General features: G+C 65.6%; 23 protein-coding genes. 7 read left to right on the forward strand and 16 right to left on the reverse strand.

All coding sequences use genetic code 11. The features are described from left to right. Positions 1–27: 27 nt before the first annotated feature. From motA to LCM15_RS10480, 6 genes are all read left to right on the forward strand, one after another. Positions 28–897 carry a flagellar motor stator protein MotA gene (motA, locus tag LCM15_RS10455; protein ID WP_224856111.1) on the forward strand — a complete coding sequence of 290 codons (870 nt, stop codon included), beginning with the start codon at positions 28–30 and terminating at the stop codon, positions 895–897. Then, positions 894–3146 carry a hypothetical protein gene (locus LCM15_RS10460; RefSeq protein ID WP_224856113.1) on the forward strand — a complete coding sequence of 751 codons (2253 nt, stop codon included), beginning with the start codon at positions 894–896 and terminating at the stop codon, positions 3144–3146. Before motA ends, LCM15_RS10460 begins: the two co-directional genes overlap by 4 nt. Positions 3147–3264: 118 nt before the next feature. Further along, positions 3265–5337, forward strand: a complete 2073-nt coding sequence (gene flhA / locus LCM15_RS10465) for a flagellar biosynthesis protein FlhA (protein ID WP_224856115.1) — start codon at positions 3265–3267, stop codon at positions 5335–5337. After that, entirely contained in the window at positions 5334–6101 is a 768-nt protein-coding gene (locus LCM15_RS10470; protein ID WP_224856117.1) for a flagellar biosynthetic protein FliR, read from the forward strand. The genes flhA and LCM15_RS10470 overlap by 4 nt, the downstream gene beginning before the upstream one ends. 6 nt (positions 6102–6107) lie before the next feature. Continuing rightward, positions 6108–7199: a flagellar biosynthesis protein FlhB gene (locus LCM15_RS10475; protein WP_224856119.1), complete on the forward strand. Its 1092-nt coding sequence runs from the start codon at positions 6108–6110 to the stop codon at positions 7197–7199. Continuing rightward, entirely contained in the window at positions 7196–7621 is a 426-nt protein-coding gene (locus LCM15_RS10480) for a hypothetical protein (RefSeq protein ID WP_224856121.1), read from the forward strand. The genes LCM15_RS10475 and LCM15_RS10480 overlap by 4 nt, the downstream gene beginning before the upstream one ends. 7 nt (positions 7622–7628) lie before the next feature. Here the strand turns inward: LCM15_RS10480 and fliL are convergent, their stop codons facing one another. From fliL to LCM15_RS10525, 9 genes are read right to left on the reverse strand one after another with little or no spacing between them, the layout of a single operon-like run. Beyond that, positions 7629–8144: a flagellar basal body-associated protein FliL gene (gene fliL / locus LCM15_RS10485; RefSeq protein WP_224856123.1), complete on the reverse strand. Its 516-nt coding sequence runs from the start codon at positions 8142–8144 to the stop codon at positions 7629–7631. A gap of 10 nt (positions 8145–8154) precedes the next feature. Further along, positions 8155–8883: a flagellar basal body L-ring protein FlgH gene (gene flgH, locus LCM15_RS10490; protein WP_224856125.1), complete on the reverse strand. Its 729-nt coding sequence runs from the start codon at positions 8881–8883 to the stop codon at positions 8155–8157. 3 nt (positions 8884–8886) lie between these two features. Continuing rightward, positions 8887–9303, reverse strand: coding sequence for a flagellar basal body P-ring formation chaperone FlgA (gene flgA, locus LCM15_RS10495; protein WP_224856127.1), 417 nt, complete (start codon positions 9301–9303; stop codon positions 8887–8889). Then, positions 9303–10088: a flagellar basal-body rod protein FlgG gene (gene flgG / locus LCM15_RS10500; protein WP_224856129.1), complete on the reverse strand. Its 786-nt coding sequence runs from the start codon at positions 10086–10088 to the stop codon at positions 9303–9305. Before flgG ends, flgA begins: the two co-directional genes overlap by 1 nt. Positions 10089–10098: 10 nt before the next feature. Continuing rightward, the gene (locus LCM15_RS10505) at positions 10099–10812 is read right to left on the reverse strand and encodes a flagellar hook-basal body complex protein (protein WP_224856131.1); all 714 of its coding nucleotides are present in this window, start codon (positions 10810–10812) and stop codon (positions 10099–10101) included. A 1-nt stretch (position 10813) separates the two neighbouring features. Beyond that, positions 10814–11083, reverse strand: coding sequence for a flagellar biosynthetic protein FliQ (locus tag LCM15_RS10510; protein ID WP_224856133.1), 270 nt, complete (start codon positions 11081–11083; stop codon positions 10814–10816). A 3-nt stretch (positions 11084–11086) separates the two neighbouring features. Next, positions 11087–11377: a flagellar hook-basal body complex protein FliE gene (gene fliE / locus LCM15_RS10515; RefSeq protein ID WP_224856135.1), complete on the reverse strand. Its 291-nt coding sequence runs from the start codon at positions 11375–11377 to the stop codon at positions 11087–11089. Between the two features lie 29 nt (positions 11378–11406). Further along, positions 11407–11799 (reverse strand): flagellar basal body rod protein FlgC, encoded by a 393-nt coding sequence (gene flgC / locus LCM15_RS10520; protein WP_224856138.1) that lies wholly within the window; start codon positions 11797–11799, stop codon positions 11407–11409. A 17-nt stretch (positions 11800–11816) separates the two neighbouring features. After that, positions 11817–12194, reverse strand: coding sequence for a FlgB family protein (locus LCM15_RS10525; RefSeq protein WP_224856140.1), 378 nt, complete (start codon positions 12192–12194; stop codon positions 11817–11819). An 85-nt stretch (positions 12195–12279) separates the two neighbouring features. On the opposite strand from LCM15_RS10525, the gene LCM15_RS10530 reads away from it, so the two are divergent. Next, positions 12280–13641: a FliI/YscN family ATPase gene (locus tag LCM15_RS10530; RefSeq protein ID WP_224856142.1), complete on the forward strand. Its 1362-nt coding sequence runs from the start codon at positions 12280–12282 to the stop codon at positions 13639–13641. 5 nt (positions 13642–13646) lie between these two features. On the opposite strand, the gene LCM15_RS10535 is transcribed toward LCM15_RS10530, so the two are convergent. From LCM15_RS10535 to LCM15_RS10565, 7 genes are all read right to left on the reverse strand, one after another. Continuing rightward, complete coding sequence (locus LCM15_RS10535) at positions 13647–14864, reverse strand: DUF1217 domain-containing protein (RefSeq protein ID WP_224856143.1); 1218 nt, start codon at positions 14862–14864, stop codon at positions 13647–13649. Next, on the reverse strand, positions 14861–15265 hold the full coding sequence (gene flbT, locus LCM15_RS10540; protein WP_224856145.1) for a flagellar biosynthesis repressor FlbT: 405 nt from the start codon (positions 15263–15265) through the stop codon (positions 14861–14863). The genes LCM15_RS10535 and flbT overlap by 4 nt, the downstream gene beginning before the upstream one ends. Beyond that, a complete protein-coding gene (gene flaF, locus LCM15_RS10545) occupies positions 15262–15639 on the reverse strand; it encodes a flagellar biosynthesis regulator FlaF (protein WP_224856147.1) in 378 nt (125 codons plus the stop codon). Before flaF ends, flbT begins: the two co-directional genes overlap by 4 nt. 82 nt (positions 15640–15721) lie before the next feature. Next, positions 15722–17011, reverse strand: coding sequence for a flagellin (locus tag LCM15_RS10550; RefSeq protein WP_224856149.1), 1290 nt, complete (start codon positions 17009–17011; stop codon positions 15722–15724). 207 nt (positions 17012–17218) lie between these two features. Further along, the gene (locus LCM15_RS10555) at positions 17219–17575 is read right to left on the reverse strand and encodes a flagellar protein FlgN (protein ID WP_224856151.1); all 357 of its coding nucleotides are present in this window, start codon (positions 17573–17575) and stop codon (positions 17219–17221) included. After that, a complete protein-coding gene (locus LCM15_RS10560) occupies positions 17568–17828 on the reverse strand; it encodes a rod-binding protein (RefSeq protein ID WP_224856153.1) in 261 nt (86 codons plus the stop codon). The genes LCM15_RS10555 and LCM15_RS10560 overlap by 8 nt, the downstream gene beginning before the upstream one ends. A 124-nt stretch (positions 17829–17952) precedes the next feature. Continuing rightward, entirely contained in the window at positions 17953–18270 is a 318-nt protein-coding gene (locus LCM15_RS10565; RefSeq protein WP_224856155.1) for a hypothetical protein, read from the reverse strand. Positions 18271–18774: the final 504 nt, after the last annotated feature.

The raw sequence follows: 18774 nt of genomic DNA on the forward strand, positions 1-18774 counted from the left end.
CGGGGGATTGGTGAAGGAGTCACCGCAATGATGGGAATCATCGGGATCGTCGTGATCTTCGGCATGGTGTTTGGCGGATATCTTCTCGCCGGCGGCAAGATGTCGATCATCCTGAAATCCCTCCCGTTCGAGATGATGATGATCGGCGGTGCCGCTGTGGGGACGTTTCTGATCGGCAATGACGCAAGCGTGGTGAAGCACACGCTCAAGGATGTCGGAAAGGTGTTCAAAGGCGCCAAATGGAAGCCAGGCGACTACAAGGAGCTGCTCTGCCTGCTGTTCGAGCTGATCAGGCTGGCGCGCCAGAGCCCGGTCGCCATCGAGGAGCACGTGGAGTCCCCGGCTGAATCGAGCATCTTCTCCAAGTATCCGAAGATCCAGGGTGACAAGATCGCCATCGAGCTGATCTGCGACACCATGCGCTCGATGTCGATGAACTACGATGATCCGCATCAGGTCGAGGAGGTGCTCGACAAGCGGATCGAGGCGCTCGAACATCATCGGATGCACTCCAGCCACGCCCTGCAGGCCATGGCCGACGGGCTGCCGGCGCTTGGGATCGTGGCGGCGGTGCTCGGGGTGATCAAGACCATGGGGTCTATCGATCAGCCTCCCGAGGTTCTGGGCAAGCTGATCGGCGGGGCCCTCGTGGGCACCTTTCTCGGCGTGTTCTTGGCCTACGGTTTTGCCGGTCCGTTCGCGGTGAAGGTCAAGGCGGTGATCGAGGAGGATCTGCATTTCTACCAGCTGATCCGCGAGGTCCTCGTCGCCAACCTGCACAATCACGCCACCAACATCTGTATCGAGGTCGGGCGCCAGAACACACCGGCCCATTTCCGGCCCAGCTTCACCGACCTCGAAGAGGCGTTGAAGAACGTCAAGCAGGCGGCGGCATGATCCGGATTGCGTTGCTCTGCCTGGCGCTCTGGCTCTATCCCGCCGCCTCTTCGGCGCAGGAGATCCGCGTTCGCTCCGGAGAGCACGGCTCTTTCACGCGGCTCGCGCTCGATATTCCCGTCGGCCTGGGGTGGCAGACGACCTATGTCGCGCCCCGGCGTCTCGAGCTGCGTTTCGAGGGCGAAGGCTACCGGTTCGACAGCAGCGCCGTCTTCGAGCGCATCAACACCGAGCGACTCTCAGGCCTCGAGTCCCTGCCAGAGGGCGCGGGGCTGGTGCTCGAGCTTGGATGTGACTGCGTCGCAGAGGCGTTTCTCGCGGAGCCGGGGATGCTCGCGCTGGACATCCGCGCAGGCGACGCGCCACAGATGGCGGAGCCTTCCGAACCGACGCCGGAAGAGGAGGAGCCCCTTTTCGGGGTCCGGGTCGGAGCGCAGCCGGGCATCGGGCCACCGCCTGCGCGCAATCCTCTGCTGCCGGTCTTCGTGCCGCAACGTACGCCGGAGCCCGAACAAACCGCGGCGCCACCGGACGAGGCCGAAGATGGCATGGATCCGGTCGGGCTCGGGCGGACCCTGTCCGAACAGCTTGCGATCGCGGCGAGCGACGGTCTTCTCTCCCCGCGCACAAACGGGCTGGCGCAACGTCCCGCGGCTTTCGACGACTGGACATCCGGGGTCGCCGAAGACGATGCGCAGGATCTATCGATGCAGGCACCGGAGCTGACGAGCGCGCAGTCGCAGATCGAGGCGGCCGTGCTTGGCCGAGAACCCTCTGACATGCAGGCTCGTGTCCGCATCGGCGGCACCGGTTGCGTTGCCGATGGCGCGCTCGATATCGCCTCGTGGGGGTCGGATGACACGTTTCATACGACCATTCCCGACCTGCGACGGCGACTTTACGGGGAGTTCGACACGCTCGATCCCGAGATTCTCGCCGAACTGGTTCGCGCCCATGTTTATGTCGGGTTCGGGGCGGAGGCGCGGGCGCTGCTCGACCTGGCGCCCGGGGAGCGCGATCCCGTGCTCTACGCGCTGGCTGGTATCGTCGATGGCGCGCCCGATCGCGCCGGCGTGTTCGCCGGACAGACCGGGTGCGAAGGCGCCGCGGCGCTCTGGGCGCTTGCCGGGGCGGCCAAGCTCCCGGAGGGTGCCCGGGTGGATCACCGTTCGGTGAGGCGTGCCTTCGAGGCGTTGCCCGGACCCCTGCGGCCGGTGCTGGGGCCGACGCTGGCCACCCGCCTGGCAGAGGCGGGGCATGTGGGCGCCGCGCGCAACCTGCTCTCGCGGCTCGACCGCTCCGGCGGGGCCTCCGACGCGGACATGCGCTTCAGCCGGGCGCAGATCGACCGGCTCGAAGGCGCCGTTCAGGAGGCGCACTCGGTGCTCGAAGACCTGTCGCACCGGGCGGGCGCGCACGCACCGGACGCGGTTGCCGCCACCATTGCGCTGGCCTCCGAACAGGGCGTGCCGGTGAACGCGCGGATGACCGACCTCTCGGCGGCTTATTCGACAGAACTGCGTGCCACCGAGCAAGGGCCGGAACTCTGGCTCGCACATCTGCGCGCCCTGTCTGCGAATGGCCGCTTCGAGGAGGCTTTCGCCGGGTTTCACGCCGGCGACGACATGCCGGAAGAGCAGCGCAGGACCGCCGCCTCGGAATTGCTGACCGCGCTCACGGATCGCGGATCGGATACCGGGTTTCTGCGCGAAGCGGTGCCTCGACAGGCGGAGTATGCGACGCTCGTTCGGGGCAATGTGGCTCTCACGGTGGCGCAGCGGCTGCTCGGCATTGGCCTCGCGGACGAGGCGATGGCCTGGGCGTCGCTTCCGGTCATTGAGCCCGGTTCACGTGATCGCCGGTTGCTGGTGTCACGGATCCACCTTGCCCGCAACGATCCCCAACAGGCAGAGATGTCTCTGATCGGCCTGCAGGGGGATGACGTCCTGGCGCTGCGCGCCCGGGCACGGGCGATGATGGGCGACTACAGCTATGCCCAGTCCGCGTTCGGCGCCCTTGGCGAGGACGGCGCGGCGCGGTCTGCCGCCTGGCTTGCGGGGGACTGGGCCGCGCTGGACGAGGGAGAGGACGCTTTGGCCGCAGCGGCGGAGTTGGCCGCGTCGGCGCTTCCGGATAGTCTCGGTGCGCAGCCGAGCCTGGCCAGCGTCGAGGCGCTCGCAACCTCCGGGTCCGAAACCCGCGAGACACTTCGGGCGCTGCTCGAACAGACGCGCTTGGCGGAAGAGTGACCATGTCGAAAGGCGCGCTTTCCCGGCAAACCCCAAGGCATCAGCACCCCGCTCATGCGCGGGGTAAACGCCTTGGCGCGGTATCCCGGTCTCGCAAAGGCACGAAAGAGCCCGCAGCATGACCACCGGCATGTTCTTCAAACCGACCGTGCTTCTTGCGGTGGCGCTCATGGCGGTCATCGTGATGATGATCCTGCCGGTGCCCGCCTGGATCCTGGATGTCGGCCTTGCCGCGTCCTTCGGCCTTGCGATCCTGATCTTCACGGTCACCCTATTCATCGAGCGTCCGCTGGATTTTTCCGCCTTCCCGACGATCCTGCTGGCGTCGCTCATGCTGCGCCTTTCGCTCAACGTAAGCTCGACCAAGCTGATCATCGGCGAGGGCCACACCGGCACCTCCGCTGCAGGCGATGTGATCGAGGGGTTCGCGAATTTTGTCATGGGGGGCAGCGTGTTCCTCGGGCTGGTGGTGTTCGGCGTTTTGATGATCGTGAATTTCGCGGTGATCACCAAGGGGGCGGCCCGCATGGCCGAGGTCGGAGCGCGCTTCGCGCTCGACGGGATGCCCGGCAAGCAGCTTGCGATCGACAGCGACATGTCGGCGGGGGCCATTGACCACGCCGAGGCCAAGGCGCGGCGCGAACGCGAACAGCAGGAGACGACCTTCTTCGGCTCGCTGGACGGCGCGTCGAAATTCGTCAAGGGCGATGCGGTCGCGGGGCTCCTGATCACCCTTCTGAACTTGGTGATGGGCATGGTGATGGGGATTTTCGGCCACGGGATGCCCCTGTCCCGCGCCTTTGAGACCTATGCCATCCTGACCGTCGGCGACGGGCTCGTGTCGCAGATCCCGGCTGTCATCATTTCGATCGCGTCGGGGCTTCTTCTGGCGCGCGGCGGGGCGATCGGCGCAACTGATGTGGCCGTGGCGGCGCAGCTTGCACGGCACCCCGCGGCGCTCGGCACGGTGGCGGTGCTGATGGCCCTGTTCGCGCTGGTGCCGGGTCTGCCGTTCCTGCCGTTCATCCTTGGCGCGGGCGTGCTCGGGGGGCTCGCGATCTACATGGCGCGCCGGGCAGCCGAGCCCACCGATCCTCCCGAAACCGAGACGCCCGAGCCCCCGCGCGAGCGGCCCATCGGCGATGTCCTCGATGTCGACGAGATCCATGTCGAGTTTGCGCCGGATCTCGTAAACATGGTGCTCGATCCGGGCACCGGGCTCGACGTGCGGATCGACAATATGCGCCGCCACATCGCCTCGGGGTTCGGGATCATCCTGCCAGAGATCCGGCTGACCGACGCCCCGGCGCTCGAAACCGGGATCTACCTGATCCGGATTCACGGCGTCGAGGTCGCGCGCGGAGAACTCAACCCGGATCTGGTGCTGGCGCTGATGCCCGACGATCATGCCAGCCTGCCCGGCGGGCGCGACGTGACAGAGCCGGTCTATGGCGCTCCGGCGCGCTGGGTCAAGCCGGAACATCGCGACCGCGCGGCGCTGACCGGGGCGACCATCGTGACCCCGACCGAGGTGCTGGCGACGCATCTGCTCGAGGTCATAAAGCGGAATTTCGGCCGCCTCTTGACGCTGAAATCGCTGCGCCGGCTGCTGGACGAGATGGTCAGCCTCAGCAACCCCGCCCGGGCCGAAGCCAACCGTCGCCTGCTCGATGAACTGATCCCGGACAAGGTGCAGATCGATACCCTGCATCAGGTTTTGCGGCTGCTGCTCGAGGAACAGGTCAGCATCCGCAACCTGCCGCTGATCCTCGAGGCGATCTCCGAGATGCGGGGCCAGCAGGCGCGGCCCGACGCCATCTGCGAGCATGTCCGGCAGCGCATCGGGTTCCAGTTGGTCGCGGCCATGCGCCGGAAGGACGGCACCATCCCCCTGATCCAGCTCTCCCCGGAATGGGAGGACACGTTTTCGGCCTATCAGGTCGAGGCGGCCGCCGGCGGGCTCGATGTCGCCCTGCCGCCCGACCTGTTCGAGAGCCTGACTAGCGGTGTTGCCGCAGAGGTCGGCGAGGCCGGAAACCGGGGGATTTTTCCGGCGCTTGTCACCAGCGCCCGCCGGCGGCGCTTCCTGCGGACGATCCTTTCGGCCAAGGGGATCGCCAACCCGGTGCTGTCCTTCGAAGAAATCGGGATTGAGGCCAAGCCGGCGCTGGTCGGGGTGGTCCCGGCATGAGCGCGGCAACCGGCCTGATGCCGCTGCTTCTCGAGTGGTGGTGGCTCGCGCTGATCGTTTTCCTGCGCATAGGCGCGATGATGGCGGTGCTGCCGGGCCTGGGCGAGCAGACGGTGCCGATGCGGGTGCGGCTGGCGCTCGGCCTCGTGCTCACCGTCACCGTCCTGCCCGCGGTCGGTGCCTCTCTGCCGCTGCCGCCGCCGGGTCTTGGCACCGTGGCCCGAGCGCTGCTGACGGAATCCGTGACCGGTTTGATCGTCGGCCTCTGGCTTCGGCTCTTCATGCACGCGCTGCAGACCGCTGGCAGCATCGCGGCGCAGTCCACCTCTCTGGCGCAGCTGCTCGGCAACAGTGGCGCGGATCCGATGCCGGCGATCGGCCACATCCTCACGGTGGCGGCGCTGGCGCTGCTGATGAGCACGGGGTTCCACGTCAAGGTCGCCGCGTTCATCATCCTCTCGTTCGAGCTGTTCCCGGCGCTGCACCTGCCCGATCCGGCCCTCATCGCGCAGGCCGGGCGCGGGCATGTCGCGATGGCCTTCGCCTTGGCCTTCACGCTGGCCGCGCCGTTCGTGATCCTCTCGGCGCTCTACAACCTGACGCTGGGCTTCATCAACAAGGCGATGCCACAGCTGATGGTGGCCTTCGTCGGCGCCCCGGTGATTACCTTCGGTTCGATCGTCCTGCTCATGGTCACGGCGCCCCTGATGCTCTCGGTCTGGATGGCGAGCGTCGACCGGTTCCTCTCCGGCCAGACCCCCTAGGCGCCCATGGCAGAGGACCAGTCCGCCGAGAAATCCCACGAACCCTCGCCGCGCAAACTCGAAGAGGCGCGCCGCAAGGGCGAGATACCACGCTCGCCGGACCTGCTGACCGCGGCAGCCTATCTGGGGCTGCTGGCGACGGGTGTTTCGATCGGGGCGGGCACGGTGCTGGGCCTTGGCGAGGCGATGCTCCCCTTCATCGAGCATCCCGAGAAGATCGATGCCCTGTTCTTCGGCGGCATGGCGACGGCCCCGTCGGCGACGGTGCTCAGCGCGGTGCTGAAACCGGTGCTGCCGTGGCTGGCGGTGCCGGGGGCGGCGGTGCTCTGCACGCTCTTCGCGACCCGGGGCCTGGTGTTTGCGCCGCAGCGTCTCGCACCGAAGGCCAGCCGCCTTTCCCCGGTGGAGAATGCCCGCAACAAGTACGGCCGGCGGGGCCTGTTCGAGTTTCTCAAGAGCTTCGTCAAGCTGACCCTCTACTCGGTCGTGCTCGGCCTGTTCCTATCGTCGCAACACGACCTCATCATCGGGGTGCTGCGCGGCGCGCCGGCGGATGCCACCAGCGTCATGGCCACTCTCATGCTGCAACTGCTCGCGATTGCCGCGGTGGTGGCACTGTGCATCGGGGCGATCGATTATCTCTGGCAACGCGCCGAGCATCTGCGACGCAACCGGATGTCCCAGAAAGAGCTTCGGGACGAGCACAAGGAGGCCGAGGGCGATCCGATGTTCAAGCAGCACCGACGCGCCCGGGCGCAGGAGATCGCCCTGACCCAGATGATGGCCGATGTGCCGCGCGCCGACGTGGTGATCGTCAACCCGACCCACTACGCCGTCGCCCTGACCTGGAGCCGCAAGCCCGGAGAGGCCCCGGTCTGTGTCGCCAAGGGCATGGACGAGGTCGCCCGACGGATCCGCGAGGTCGCCGAAGAGGCGGGCGTGCCGCTGCATTCCGATCCGCCCACCGCGCGGGCGCTCCATGCCACGACCCGGATCGGGGAGCAGGTCGCGCCCGAACATTACCGCCCGGTGGCGGCGGCGATCCGTTTCGCAGAGGACATGCGCCAGACCATGCGTCGCAAGAGGGGCGGCCGATGAGCGGCGCGCAGTCCGATCTTGCTCGGCTCACCCGGCTTCTGCAGGACCGGGCCTTTGAACAGCACCGTCGCGTCCGAGACGAAGAGCGGCGCCTTCTGGACGAACTGGCGCGGATCGACGGATTGAGACAGACCGCCTTCGCCGAGACCGAGAGCCTCGCGGATCGTCGGCTGCTTGGGGCCGACACGCTGTGGCAGGGCTGGCTGTCGCGTCGCAGAGGGGAGCTGAACCAAGAACTGGCGCGCTGCCGCGTGCGTCAGGAGCACAGCCTAGCGGATGCGAGGCTTGCGCTCGCCCGAACCGAAGCAACCGAACGCTTGCGGCAGCAGGAGAGAGACACCCTGCGGAACAAACGGCTGCAACGGGAAGAGATCGGGTTGGACGCGCTCTGGCGGCTGGCTCTGGGGGATCCGGGCGGCTGATCCGGCGTCAGGAATCCTGCCGGGCGATCTCGGTGATCAGGACATCGATCACGGCCTTGCCCATCACGTTGCGGGCAGCTTCCCAGAGGGCGCGGCGCAGCCGGTCCATGCGGTGCTGCTCGGTGAAATTGCCCGCGAATCCGCCGATATTGGCATGGTCGAACAGGACGCGAAGGAAGACATCCCGCAGTTTCGGTTCCTGCGCAAAGACGGCCTCTGACCCGCCCGGACCGACCTCGAGACTGAGCGACAGGACCACGAGCGAGTCGACCCGGTCATTGCCGACGACCGGCACCACGAACTGGTTTGTCATCCGCACGTATTCATTGCCGTCCTCTCCCTCCGCGTCGCCGGGCTCGGAGTGGTCTTCGGCCCCTTCATGCGCTTGCGCCTCGTGCCCGTCCTCCGACGCGGCGGATTCGCCGGCCTCGTGTGCCGGGGGCGCCGGCGCGAGGACGATCCCGGCGCCGATCCCCGCCGCGGTGCCGATCAGGGCCAGGAGAATAGGCAGGAGCTTTTTCATCGTGTCCTCGTCAGAACGGCAGGATCATGTCGAGCACCTGCTGGCCATAGCGCGGTTGCTGCATGTCGCTGATCTGGCCGCGGCCGCCATAGGAAATCTTGGCCGAGGCAATCTTGTCATAGGTGATCTCGTTCTGGCGCGTGATGTCTTCGGGGCGGACGAAGCCCGACACCAGCAATTCCCGAAGCTCGAAATTCACCCGCACCTCCTGCGCGCCCTCGATCGCGAGAACCCCGTTCGGCATCACGTCGGTGATCGTCGCCGCCACCCGCAGGGTGAGCTCTTCGCTGCGCGCGACCTGACCGTCGCCGCCCGAGGCGGACTGACCGCCAAGATCGACCGCGTCCGCCATCGTCGCCCCGAGGGGAAGATCCTCGTCTATGCGTTGCGGAATACCCAGCAGTTGCGGCACCGAAAGGCTCTCGGAGCCGGAGCGCGACCGCGACGTGCTGTTCGAGATGCTGGCCTCATCGTCGATCTCGATCACCACGGTGAGGATGTCGCCGCGTTTCATCGCCCGCCGATCCCCCAGAAGCGACCCTCTTTCCCGGCTCCAGAGCGAGGCGCGATCGGTCCGGCGTTCGGGCAGGGCCACGGTCGGAATCCCGGAATAGGCCATGGCAAGCCGCTCCGGGCTTTGCTCCTGTGGCGTGAAGCTCGGGGCCTTGCCGAGGTGATCGAGACGGCTGCACCCGAGGAGGAACAGGAACCCGAGCAGGCAAAGGTGGCGACAGGGCATGGTTCAGTCTCCCAAAACGCTCACCGCCCCGGAGGCGGTGACGGTTCCGAACAGCGTGCTGCGCGAGGACAGGTTCATCACCCGAACCCGTTCGCCCGCACCGGCCCGGTCGAGCGCGCGCCCCTCGGTCACGATGTGAAGCCCGTTGCGGGCAAAGATCAGCTCGACGATCTGGTTGCGCTCGACCAGCGCCGGTGCGCCGACGGCGCCGCGCATCACCGCGCGCCCGGGGTAGAGCGCGACCCGGGCCTCCTGTCCGATGACCTCCTCAAGGGCGTCATGGGCGCCGGGGACCTCTGAAGGCTCGAGCCGGACGGCATCCGCCGGAACGATATCCTGCGCGCGCACCGTCCGGGTCGCGACCACGGTCTGGGCGTCGGCGCCCACCGCCAAGAGGCAGAGGAGCAGCGCCAGTCGCATCAGCGCACCTGAACCGTTGCGCCAAGCATCTGGTCTGCCGCCGAGATGACCTTGGAATTGAGCTCATAGCCGCGCTGGGCTTCGATCAGTTCGGTGATCTCGTAGACCGGATCGACCGAGCTGTCCTCGAGATAGCCGTGCCGGAAAGTGCCCAGACCGTCCTGCCCCGCGGTGGTCTGGATCGGCGGGCCGGAGGCTTCGGTTTCGGTGAAGAGATTGCCGCCGATCGCCTCGAGCCCCTTGGGGTTGGTGAATCCGACAAGGGTGAGCTGACCCAGAAGCTGGGCTTCGACCGCGTCGTCGAAATAGGCGTAGATCTCTCCCTCGGCGTTGATCGACAGGCTCGTGGCGTCGTCGGGGATGACGATCTCCGGCGCGACGGGCAAGCCGTCGGAGGTGACGACCAGGCCCTCGCCATTGCGCTTCAGCGCGCCGTCGCGGGTGTATCCCGCAAGGCCCGAGGGCAGCGTCACCTCGAAGTAGCCCCGGCCTTCGATGGCCAGATCCAGATCGCCGCCGGTCTGGGACAATGCGCCCTGCGCCAGCTTCATCGTGACCGCCGACGGCCGGGCTCCGAGGCCCAGCTGAACCCCGGTCGGCAGCATGGTCCCGTCGGCGGCATTGACCGTGCCGGCGCGGGCGACCTGTTGATAGTGCAGATCGGCGAACTCGGCCCGGCGGGCATTGTAGCCGGTCGTGCTCATGTTCGAGAGGTTGTTCGAGATGACCTCGACCCGCATCTGCTGGGCGCTCATCCCGGTCGCGGCGATTTTCAGGGCACGCATAACGCTCTCCTCATGTGATCATGGACTTGATGGCCGCGCGGACGCGTTCATCTTCGCGCTGCAGGAAATTCTGGCCCATCTCGTAGGCGCGCTGGACCTCGATCATGCGGGCGATCTGCAGGATCGGGTCGACGTTCGCGCTTTCGACGAAGCCCTGCCGCACGCGCGGGGCTTCGGCCGGGTCATATCCGGCCTCGGCGCGGAACAGCACACCGCCCTCGCGGATCAGCGCCCCCGGATCGAGCGGTTGCACGATGCCGATCTGGCCGATCGGCGCGCCGTTGCTGCTGATCGTGCCATCCTGACCGATGGCGAGATCGGTGGCGTCCGGCGGGATGAACACTGGTGCACCGCCGGAATCGAGCACCGGATGCCCATCCTGCGTGACGAGATCACCGGCCGAGCTGCTGGCGAAATTGCCCGCGCGGGTCAGGCGCTCGCCGGCCGGGGTCTGCACCAGGAAGAAGCCGTCGCCCTCGATGGCAAGGTCCAGCTGGCCCCCCGTGCGGGTCAGGGCGCCCTGTGCGAGAGAGGTGTTTCGCACCCGGCTCGCCGACATGGCGACGCTGCCGTCCCGGTCGGTCTGGCGCACGTATTCCGAGAACACCACGCCCTGCTGACGGTATCCGGTCGTCGCCATGTTGGCGATGTTGTTCGCCACCATCCGCATCTCACGCATCAGGCCCTGTTGCCGGGACATGGTGGTGTAGTTGGTGATGCCCATGTCAGCCCCCGGTGATGACGGGGATGATCCGCCCCTGGAAGAAACCGACCAGCGTTTCGGACATGAAGCTCATCGACATCCAGAACACCACGACGATGGCGAGCAGCTTCGGGACGAAGGTCAGCGTCATCTCCTGCACGGAGGTCAGCGCCTGAAACAGGCCGACGCCGACACCCGCGAAAAGCGCCGCGCTGAGGATCGGCACCGAGGTGATGGTCGCGATCCAGAGGCCCTGCCTCAGCGTGTCATAGAAGATGGTTTCACTCAGCATGGCTCAGACCGGCATCCGCAGGAGTTCCTGATAGGCTTCGACGACCTTGTTGCGCAGCGCCACGACCGTCTCGACCGCAAGCTCGGACTGGGCCAGCGCCTGAACCAGCGCGTGTGGATCGGCATCTCCGGCCATGGCCGCGGTCGCGGTGGTCTCGGCCTCGTTCAGGGTGGCCGCGAAATCCTGCGCGGCATCGTTCAGCCTAGCCGCGGCGCTGTGGGTCTTGGGCTGAGGCTCGGTTGCGGGGCGCTGCGCCGCGTATGTCTGCGCGGCCAAAAGCGATCGGACGTCCATTCTGGTCTCCTTTCATGCGATATTGGGCCTTATCCGCGACGCAGCAGATCCATCAGATTGCTGGACATCTGGCGCGTCTGTTCGAACATTTTCAGGTTGGCTTCGTAGCTGCGCTGCGCCTCGCGGGCGTCGGCCAGCTCGACTATCAGATCGACATTGGTGCCCTCGTAGAAGCCGGACGGATCGGCGAGGGGATGCTGAGGATCCCAGATCCGTTCGAGATCGCTGCGGTCGAGTCGCGTCTCCCCGGCCTGCACGGTCTGAACGCTGCTATTCCCCTCCCCGGACTCGAAGGGCAGTGTCTTGCGACGATAGCCTGGCGTGTCGACATTGGCGATGTTCTCGGACACCACCCGCAAACGGTCGGCCTGGGCACGCAACCCGCTGGACGAGACCGACAGGGCATCGGAAAAGGCACTCATTCACTCCACCTCCATCTCTAGCGCCCGAGGCTCACGCGAAGGATGTTCAGGCTTGATCGGTAGATCGACAGCGCGCGGCCATGACCGCGCGACGCCTCGACCGCCGTCATCATTTCCCCTTCGATAGAGACTGAATTCCCGTTTGGATCGACACTGTCCCGGCGCAGCGTCGGCTCGGGCACATGATCCGGAAGCGCCCCGTGCAAATGCCTGTCACGGGTGGCGCGCTGGTGATGGTCGGACCCGCGAAGCGTGGCTTCGAAATCAGGGATCTCGAGCGCGCGATAGCCGGGCGTGTCGGCGTTTGCGATGTTTTGCGCGCTCAGTGCCTGCCGCAAGCCGGAATGCTTCGCAAGTGCCATGGCGGTGTGGAAAACGTTCAGGTTTTGGAACATCGGGGCTTCTCCCTCGATCGGTTTCAACCAAGGCTTAAGGCTGATTCCTTTAGAAATGGTTTGAGACCGCTGAAGGGGGCGCCTGATGGAGAAACTTGAACTCAACGGTGTGCTGACGCAGATCACGCAGATCCGTCCGGCACGCGCGGTGGGGCGCGTGCGGGCGGTGGACGGCACGGTCGTATGGGTGCGCGGCCTCGCGCATCTGGCCTGCATCGGCGATCGCGTGCGGCTCTATCATGCCCGCGGCGCGCTCGACGGAGAGGTGCTGCGCCTGCGTGAAGATCTGGTCGCGATGCTGCCCGACGAGGCTCCCGAAGGTGTCGCCCAGGGGGATCGGGTGGCTGTTCTCGGCCCGCCGGTTCTGGCGCCCGCGGACGCGTGGGTGGGACGGGTGATCGACCCGTACGGGCAGCCGCTCGACGGTCGCCCGCTTGCGCCCGGGCCGCGTCGGCGGCCATTTCGTGCAAGCCCGCCCCCCGCGGCGCAGCGCCGTGGTCTCGGGGGGCGGCTGGGCAGCGGTCTCGCCGCGTTCGACACCTTTCTGCCGATCGTGCGGGGGCAGCGTGTGGGGCTGTTTGCAGGCTCCGGCGTGGGCAAATCCCGGCTTTTGGCCTCGCTCGCCCGCGGCGTCGAGGCGGATGTCGTCGTGCTGGCGCTGATCGGCGAGCGGGGGCGCGAGGTGCATGATTTCGTGCACGATGTTCTCGGCCCCGAGGGGATGGCGCGCAGCGTTGTGGTCGCGGCGAGCTCGGATCGTTCGCCGCTCGAACGGCGGCGCTGCGCGCTTGCCGCGATGACGGTGGCGGAGCATTTTCGCGACGCCGGCCAGCAGGTTTTGTTGCTTGCCGATTCGATCACCCGGTTCGCCGAGGCGCATCGCGAGGTGGCGGTTGCCGCCGGAGAAATGCCGGCGCTGCGTGGCTTCCCGCCCTCGACCGCAAATCAGATCATGCGACTGGCCGAACGGGCGGGGCCGGGGCTGGCCGGCGCCGGAGACATCACGGCGATTTTCAGCGTTCTTGTCGCCGGGTCCGACATGGAAGAGCCCATCGCCGATATTCTGCGCGGAGCGCTTGATGGCCACGTCGTCCTGAGCCGTGAGATCGCGGAACGGGGCCGGTTTCCGGCGATCGATGTCTTGCGCTCCGTGTCGCGCAGCCTGCCCGAGGCGGCGAGCGAGGAGGAGAACGACGCACTCCATCAAGCGCGCCATCTGCTTGGCGCCTACGCTCGATCCGAGACGATGATCCGCGCGGGGCTTTACCGGGAGGGTGAGGATCCGCTGCTGGATCAAGCCATCAGAGCCTGGCCCGACCTCGATGCCTTTGTCTCCGAAGAGGCGCCGCATGGGCCACATGCCGCGTTCAATCAGCTTCGGCTGATCCTGCGCCGTTCCGGCGCCAGATCGTCACATCAAAAGAGGCGCCTGTCAGCGACCGGCTGAGTGACTTAGGCTCTGTTTCGGTCGTAGCGAATGGTGCCGAGCAGGGAGAGCGCGATCTGTTGCGAGCCGTAGGCGCCGGTCTGTGATATCTGCTCCTGCAGGAGATAGCTTTGGACGATTCCGTTCAGGGTCTTCGGGTCCTCCAGGTCCGAGAACGTTTCGATCCCGAAGCGCTGTCGCGCCTTGTCCGAGATGACCTCGACCTGTTTGTCGAGATCGATCTGGCTGAACCCGTCCGGCAGGGAAAGCGCGGTCTCGAAGACCTCGCGCATCATGGTGCTGCCGAGAACATTGTACCATTTAGCAGTTTCGCTGAGGTCATTCGCCGCAAGCTCGGGTACGGAGCGCTGGAATTTCAGCGCCGTGCCGATCGCCTGGTCGACTTCGCTGACAGCGTCCTCAAAGCGCTGCCACCGGAACTGTTCGGTGATGTTCGAGGCAAACGAGTCGGTCTGAAGCACGGTGCTGGTTTTGGTGTCGTAGAACGCGAATGCCGTCGCAAAGGCACGGAGGTTATCGTCCTTCAGCACGTTCGACAGGGCGTTCGGTTCAGCGGGGTTCTCTTCGAGCGCGCGGCGGAGCACCGTCGTGCTGTTCGCGCGGTCGCCAAGCTCGAACGCGGTCGTCGCGATCTGCCGTAGCTCCGGATCGAGCAAAAGCTCTTCCGCCGAGGAAATGAGGCCGATCTTCTCGGTGAAGTAGGCGCGCGAGATTTCGAGGTTCTCCTCGACCTGCGCGGCAAAAAGCGCAGCATAGTCCGGGTCTGCCACGTAGTCCGGTTCAGCTAGGGTCTGCGCGAGATTGGCGCGAACACGATCTTCGTAACGGCCAAGGATCGCTTCTGCGAATCCCTCTTCCTGGGTCTTCCGGGAAATCACCGGTTCGAAATCGAACGCATCGGCGAGTGCTACGAATCGACTGTCATTCAGCTTGTTCGCAAGCGCATCGTCACCCGCGGTCCCTTCTTCGATGAGGCGGCGAACAAGATACTTGCTGTCAATCTCCTCTTCCATGCCGAAGGCGGTGAGCGCGACGCTGAGCAAGCGCCGGTTGCCGACGAGGTCCTCCGCCGAGCCAATGCTCCCGATGGTGTCGGTGAAATAGGCTGCTTCGCGGGTGATCCCGGGGGTGTTGTTGAAGGCGGCCCGCTGCGTCTCCATCGTATTCTGCAGGATCTGCCATCCGACCAGACCCGGCCGTCCTATCATGGGGGTGTAGGTCATTGCTGCCGCGCGGCGAGCAGCCGGTCCTCGCGCGGGATGAGGCTTCGGAGCGCCTTGAGAGATTGATAATACTGCGCGTCGAGCAAGCTTGTTGTCGCCTTGGTCAGAAGCTCGCGACTATCAGGGTCGGTGAGAATTCGACTGAGTTCTTCGATCCCGCGGATCAGCTGGCGCTGGGCGTCGTCCGGGTCGATATCCCCGGTCAGGACCAATTGGGTGATGTAGCAGAGGCGGCGCACCGGCGTTCGCGCCTCTTCGGGGTGGATCGCATCGCGCAAACGCAGGATATTGGCCTTGGGCGTGACGATGGAAAGACGGCTGCGGCGATCCCCATTCTCGATCACGGCGCCGTTGATCAGGACCCGTTCCCGCGGCCCGAGTTTGAGAACCAGGCCGCTCATCGGCCTGGCCCTTGGCCGCCAAGACCGCGCAGGATGGCGGCATTGACTTCAAGCAGGGGGGCGAGCCGCGCTTTGCGGGCGAGCACCTTGCCGGTATGCGTCTGAACGAATTCAGCGAGGTAGAATATCTGAGCCCGCAGGTCCTGCGGCAGAGCGTTCTCGGTGCTGGCCACGTCGACAGCCAGTGCAGTCCAGAGGCGCCGGTTGTCGTAGAGGGCTCGCACAAGCCGTGGATAGGCCTTGGGGCCAGCCTCTGCCTCGGCTTTGATGCGATGGGTCACGCGCGCGAGCAGGTCATACTCGATGGCCCGATCGGTGCGCGTACTGGTTGTTGGTTGTGTATAGGCGCGCTGCGCCATGATCTGCGCGTTCACGGCTGAACCTTCCGACTATGTTTCGGATGAAGCGGTGTGCTAGCGATACGGGGACCGGCGGGCCGGTCCCCGAGGTTCGGCCTTACTGGAAGAGCGAGAGCAGCGACTGCGGGGCCTGGTTGGCGATCGAAAGCGCCTGAACACCAAGCTGCTGCTGGACCTGAAGCGCCTGAAGCCGGGCCGAGGCTTCTTCCATATCAGCGTCGACCAGAGTGCCGATCCCGGATTTCAGCGAGTCGATCAGGCTCGAGATGAAATCGGTCTGGGTCTCGATGCGACCTTGCACCGAACCGAAAGCAGCGGCGGAGTCGATGGCCGTTTGAAGCAGACCTTCGATCCCATCGAGAGCGGCGTCGGTTCCGTCGTCAGTCGTGACGTCGAAATCAGCCAGCAGTTCCAGACCGCCACCGATGGTGCCATCGGCTTCGGCTTCCAGCGTTGCGATATCAGCGATGTCGGATTGTTCGACGACGCTGTTGTCGTCAGAGATCGCTTCGTCGTAGTTGTTGGTGAAGTCGATCTGCCCTGCATTGGTGCCGTTGACCGAGAATGTGATATCCAGACCATCGGATGCCGCCTGGAAGTTCAAGCGTTCAACCATTGCGGAGGTCACGTCGGCCAGAGTGTCGCCGTCCCGGGCGACGTATTCGACATCAGCAGAGAAATCGTACGCCTCGGCGGAGACGTCACCTGCGAAGTTGCCGCTGCCGGTGACTTTGAAGTTTGCGCCGGCGACAAGCTCGTCGTCCGCGCCGACCCCGTCAAAGGTGACAAACTCGGCCGTTGCGCCACTGGCGACACCGGTCGTGTTGACAGAAACGTCTAGATTCACGGTGCCGGTCGCGGCCGCGCCGGTTCCGAGGTCCTGCTTCGCCACGGCGATGTCGGAGGCGGCGACCCCGGTGCCCGACCGGTCGAGCGACGCGAGGACGTTGATATTGCCCGAGTCGGCGGTCGAATCGGTGTTCGACAGCAGGTTCAGACCGTTGAACTGGGCCGCCCCGACCACGGCATCGATTTGATCGCGCAGCGCGTCGATATCCGTCTGAATCTTGGCCCGGTCGACGTTTTCTTCCTGCGCAGCAACGATCTTGCCCTTGATGTCGGTGAGCAGTTCAGTAACCGTTTCCGACGCGGAGCGCGCCACCGCGACGGTGGATTCGCCGAGGTTGAGACTGTCGGAGATGCCCTTGAAGCCCTTCACGTCGGCTTCCATCACCTTTGAGATCGCCCAGACAGCGGCATTGTCCTTGGCATCGGCAACGCGTTTGCCCGTGGAGATTTCGCCCTGCGTGGTTTCGAGGCTCGAGTTGATGGTCTTCAGGGTCTGGAGCGCCACCATGGCGCCGTTGTTCGTCAGAATACTAGACATGGATGTTCGTCCTTGCGGTCATGCGGTGCTTTGCACCGTATTTCGATATGCCGGAGGCCGGCGTTCTGAACGTCTTTCTGACGAATGCAGACCGAGCCGATTGCCCGCTGCGCCATCCGAGCCGGATGCAGGCCAGACCTTGAGCCATGGAAGCTAACGAAGCGCTAAGGCCGCTGGCTGAACTTTCTTGAATTCAATGCAAATCCGTCATGCCCGGCGCTCGACCCTTTGCGACGGGGGCGTGTCGATGGTCGCCCGGCGCCCGGTGGCATCGTAGATCTCCATCGAGCGGCGCAGCTGCTGCATGGTGCCGACACGTTCCGCGGCGTTGCGCAGTCCCGCAAGGGTCTGGTCGAAAAGGGTCTGATTACGGAGCATGGTCGCATGAAGGCGTCGCACCCGCTCTGCATCGTCGGGCGGATCGTCGCGCAGCTGCGAGATCAGAGCGATCTTTTCATCCATCAAGGGGGCAATGTCACCGAGCGCCCCGGCAAGAAGGCTCTCCCGCTCATGGCGCAGGAGCGTTTCGAGCGTGTCGAACGGATCGGCCGACAGGTCAGTCATCGGAAGACCTGACGAGTGACTGAAAGATCGATTCGGCAAGCCCGATCCCGCCGGCTTCTGCCAGCGCATGGGCGTGTTCACGCGCGAGCATCGACGCGAACTGGTCCTCGCCAATGCCGCCTCCAAAGGTTCCGCGGCTTTCGCTGAAACCCGCAGCGCGCAGCATCTCGGTCAGGAAACTGGCTTCGAGCGCCACCGCGGCGCTGCGCAGGGAGGCACGTCCGTCAGGAGCGAGTGGACCGTTGATTTCCATGTGTCTCTCCAATTCGAGTGAACGAAAGCAGAGTGTGCCGACGCCGGTAAAGAAGTGGTAAGGGAAAGCGCGTTAGACCGGCTTCAGCGGAAGAATTCCCGGAGCGACCATGCTGAAGCCACTGTCAGGATTGCTGAACCTCGCGCTGCCAACGGCCCTCCGCGAGAGGGAAACCGGGCCGGATGCGGACGGACGGCTGTTCGCCGACGTGTTCGCGGCGCTCGACCACGACACTTCGGATTCCGCAGAAGCGGAAGAGGGCGAAGAGGCTTCGGAGACGAAAGCTGATGAGCCCGAGGCTAGAACGCCCGATGATCAGGGGCAGACGACGGATGGGGTGGATGTCGATCCGCTCGCAAGCGATTCTGCACTGGCAGAGGGCAGGGACGAGGCGGCTTTCCTTCGGGATTTGCACCGTGATCCAGGTCGAGGCGAAGCTCATGCGCCGTTCAAAACCGAGAACAGGGCCGTGTCGACCGGCGCTTCGCGGGATCGTCCCACTGAAATGCGCGGCCCGCGCGAGAGCAGTCGTGCCAAGCCGCGGGCATCGGCGGCGGATCAAACGCGGCCGCCCGTATCGAACGGACCTGCTTTGCCCGAGCAGCCGCCCTTGAAGCGATCTGGCAACGACCCGATCATGCCGGTGAAAGCATCACCCGTGGAACGGGCCGGTGCCTCCTTTCTCCGAGCGATCTCTGAGGGCGAAAAGACCCGCAGCCAAACAAGGCGGGGCGCCGTGCCACCTACCGGCACTGACCCCGCTTCTTCCGAGTCGCAGAGGCCGCGACGGCGAGACCGGTTTGGGGCGGAACCACAGATCCGGCCCGAACCGAGGGAGATGTCCGGTTCCATTTCAAGTCAGGCACTTTCCACGAGCACGCAGGCGGATGCCCGACAGCCAGCCATGCTTCCCGGTGTCGTCGAGCGGCGGGGCGTCTCGATGCCC

The organism is Salipiger bermudensis (assembly GCF_020171625.1).
GTDB classification, from domain to species: domain Bacteria; phylum Pseudomonadota; class Alphaproteobacteria; order Rhodobacterales; family Rhodobacteraceae; genus Salipiger; species Salipiger bermudensis_B.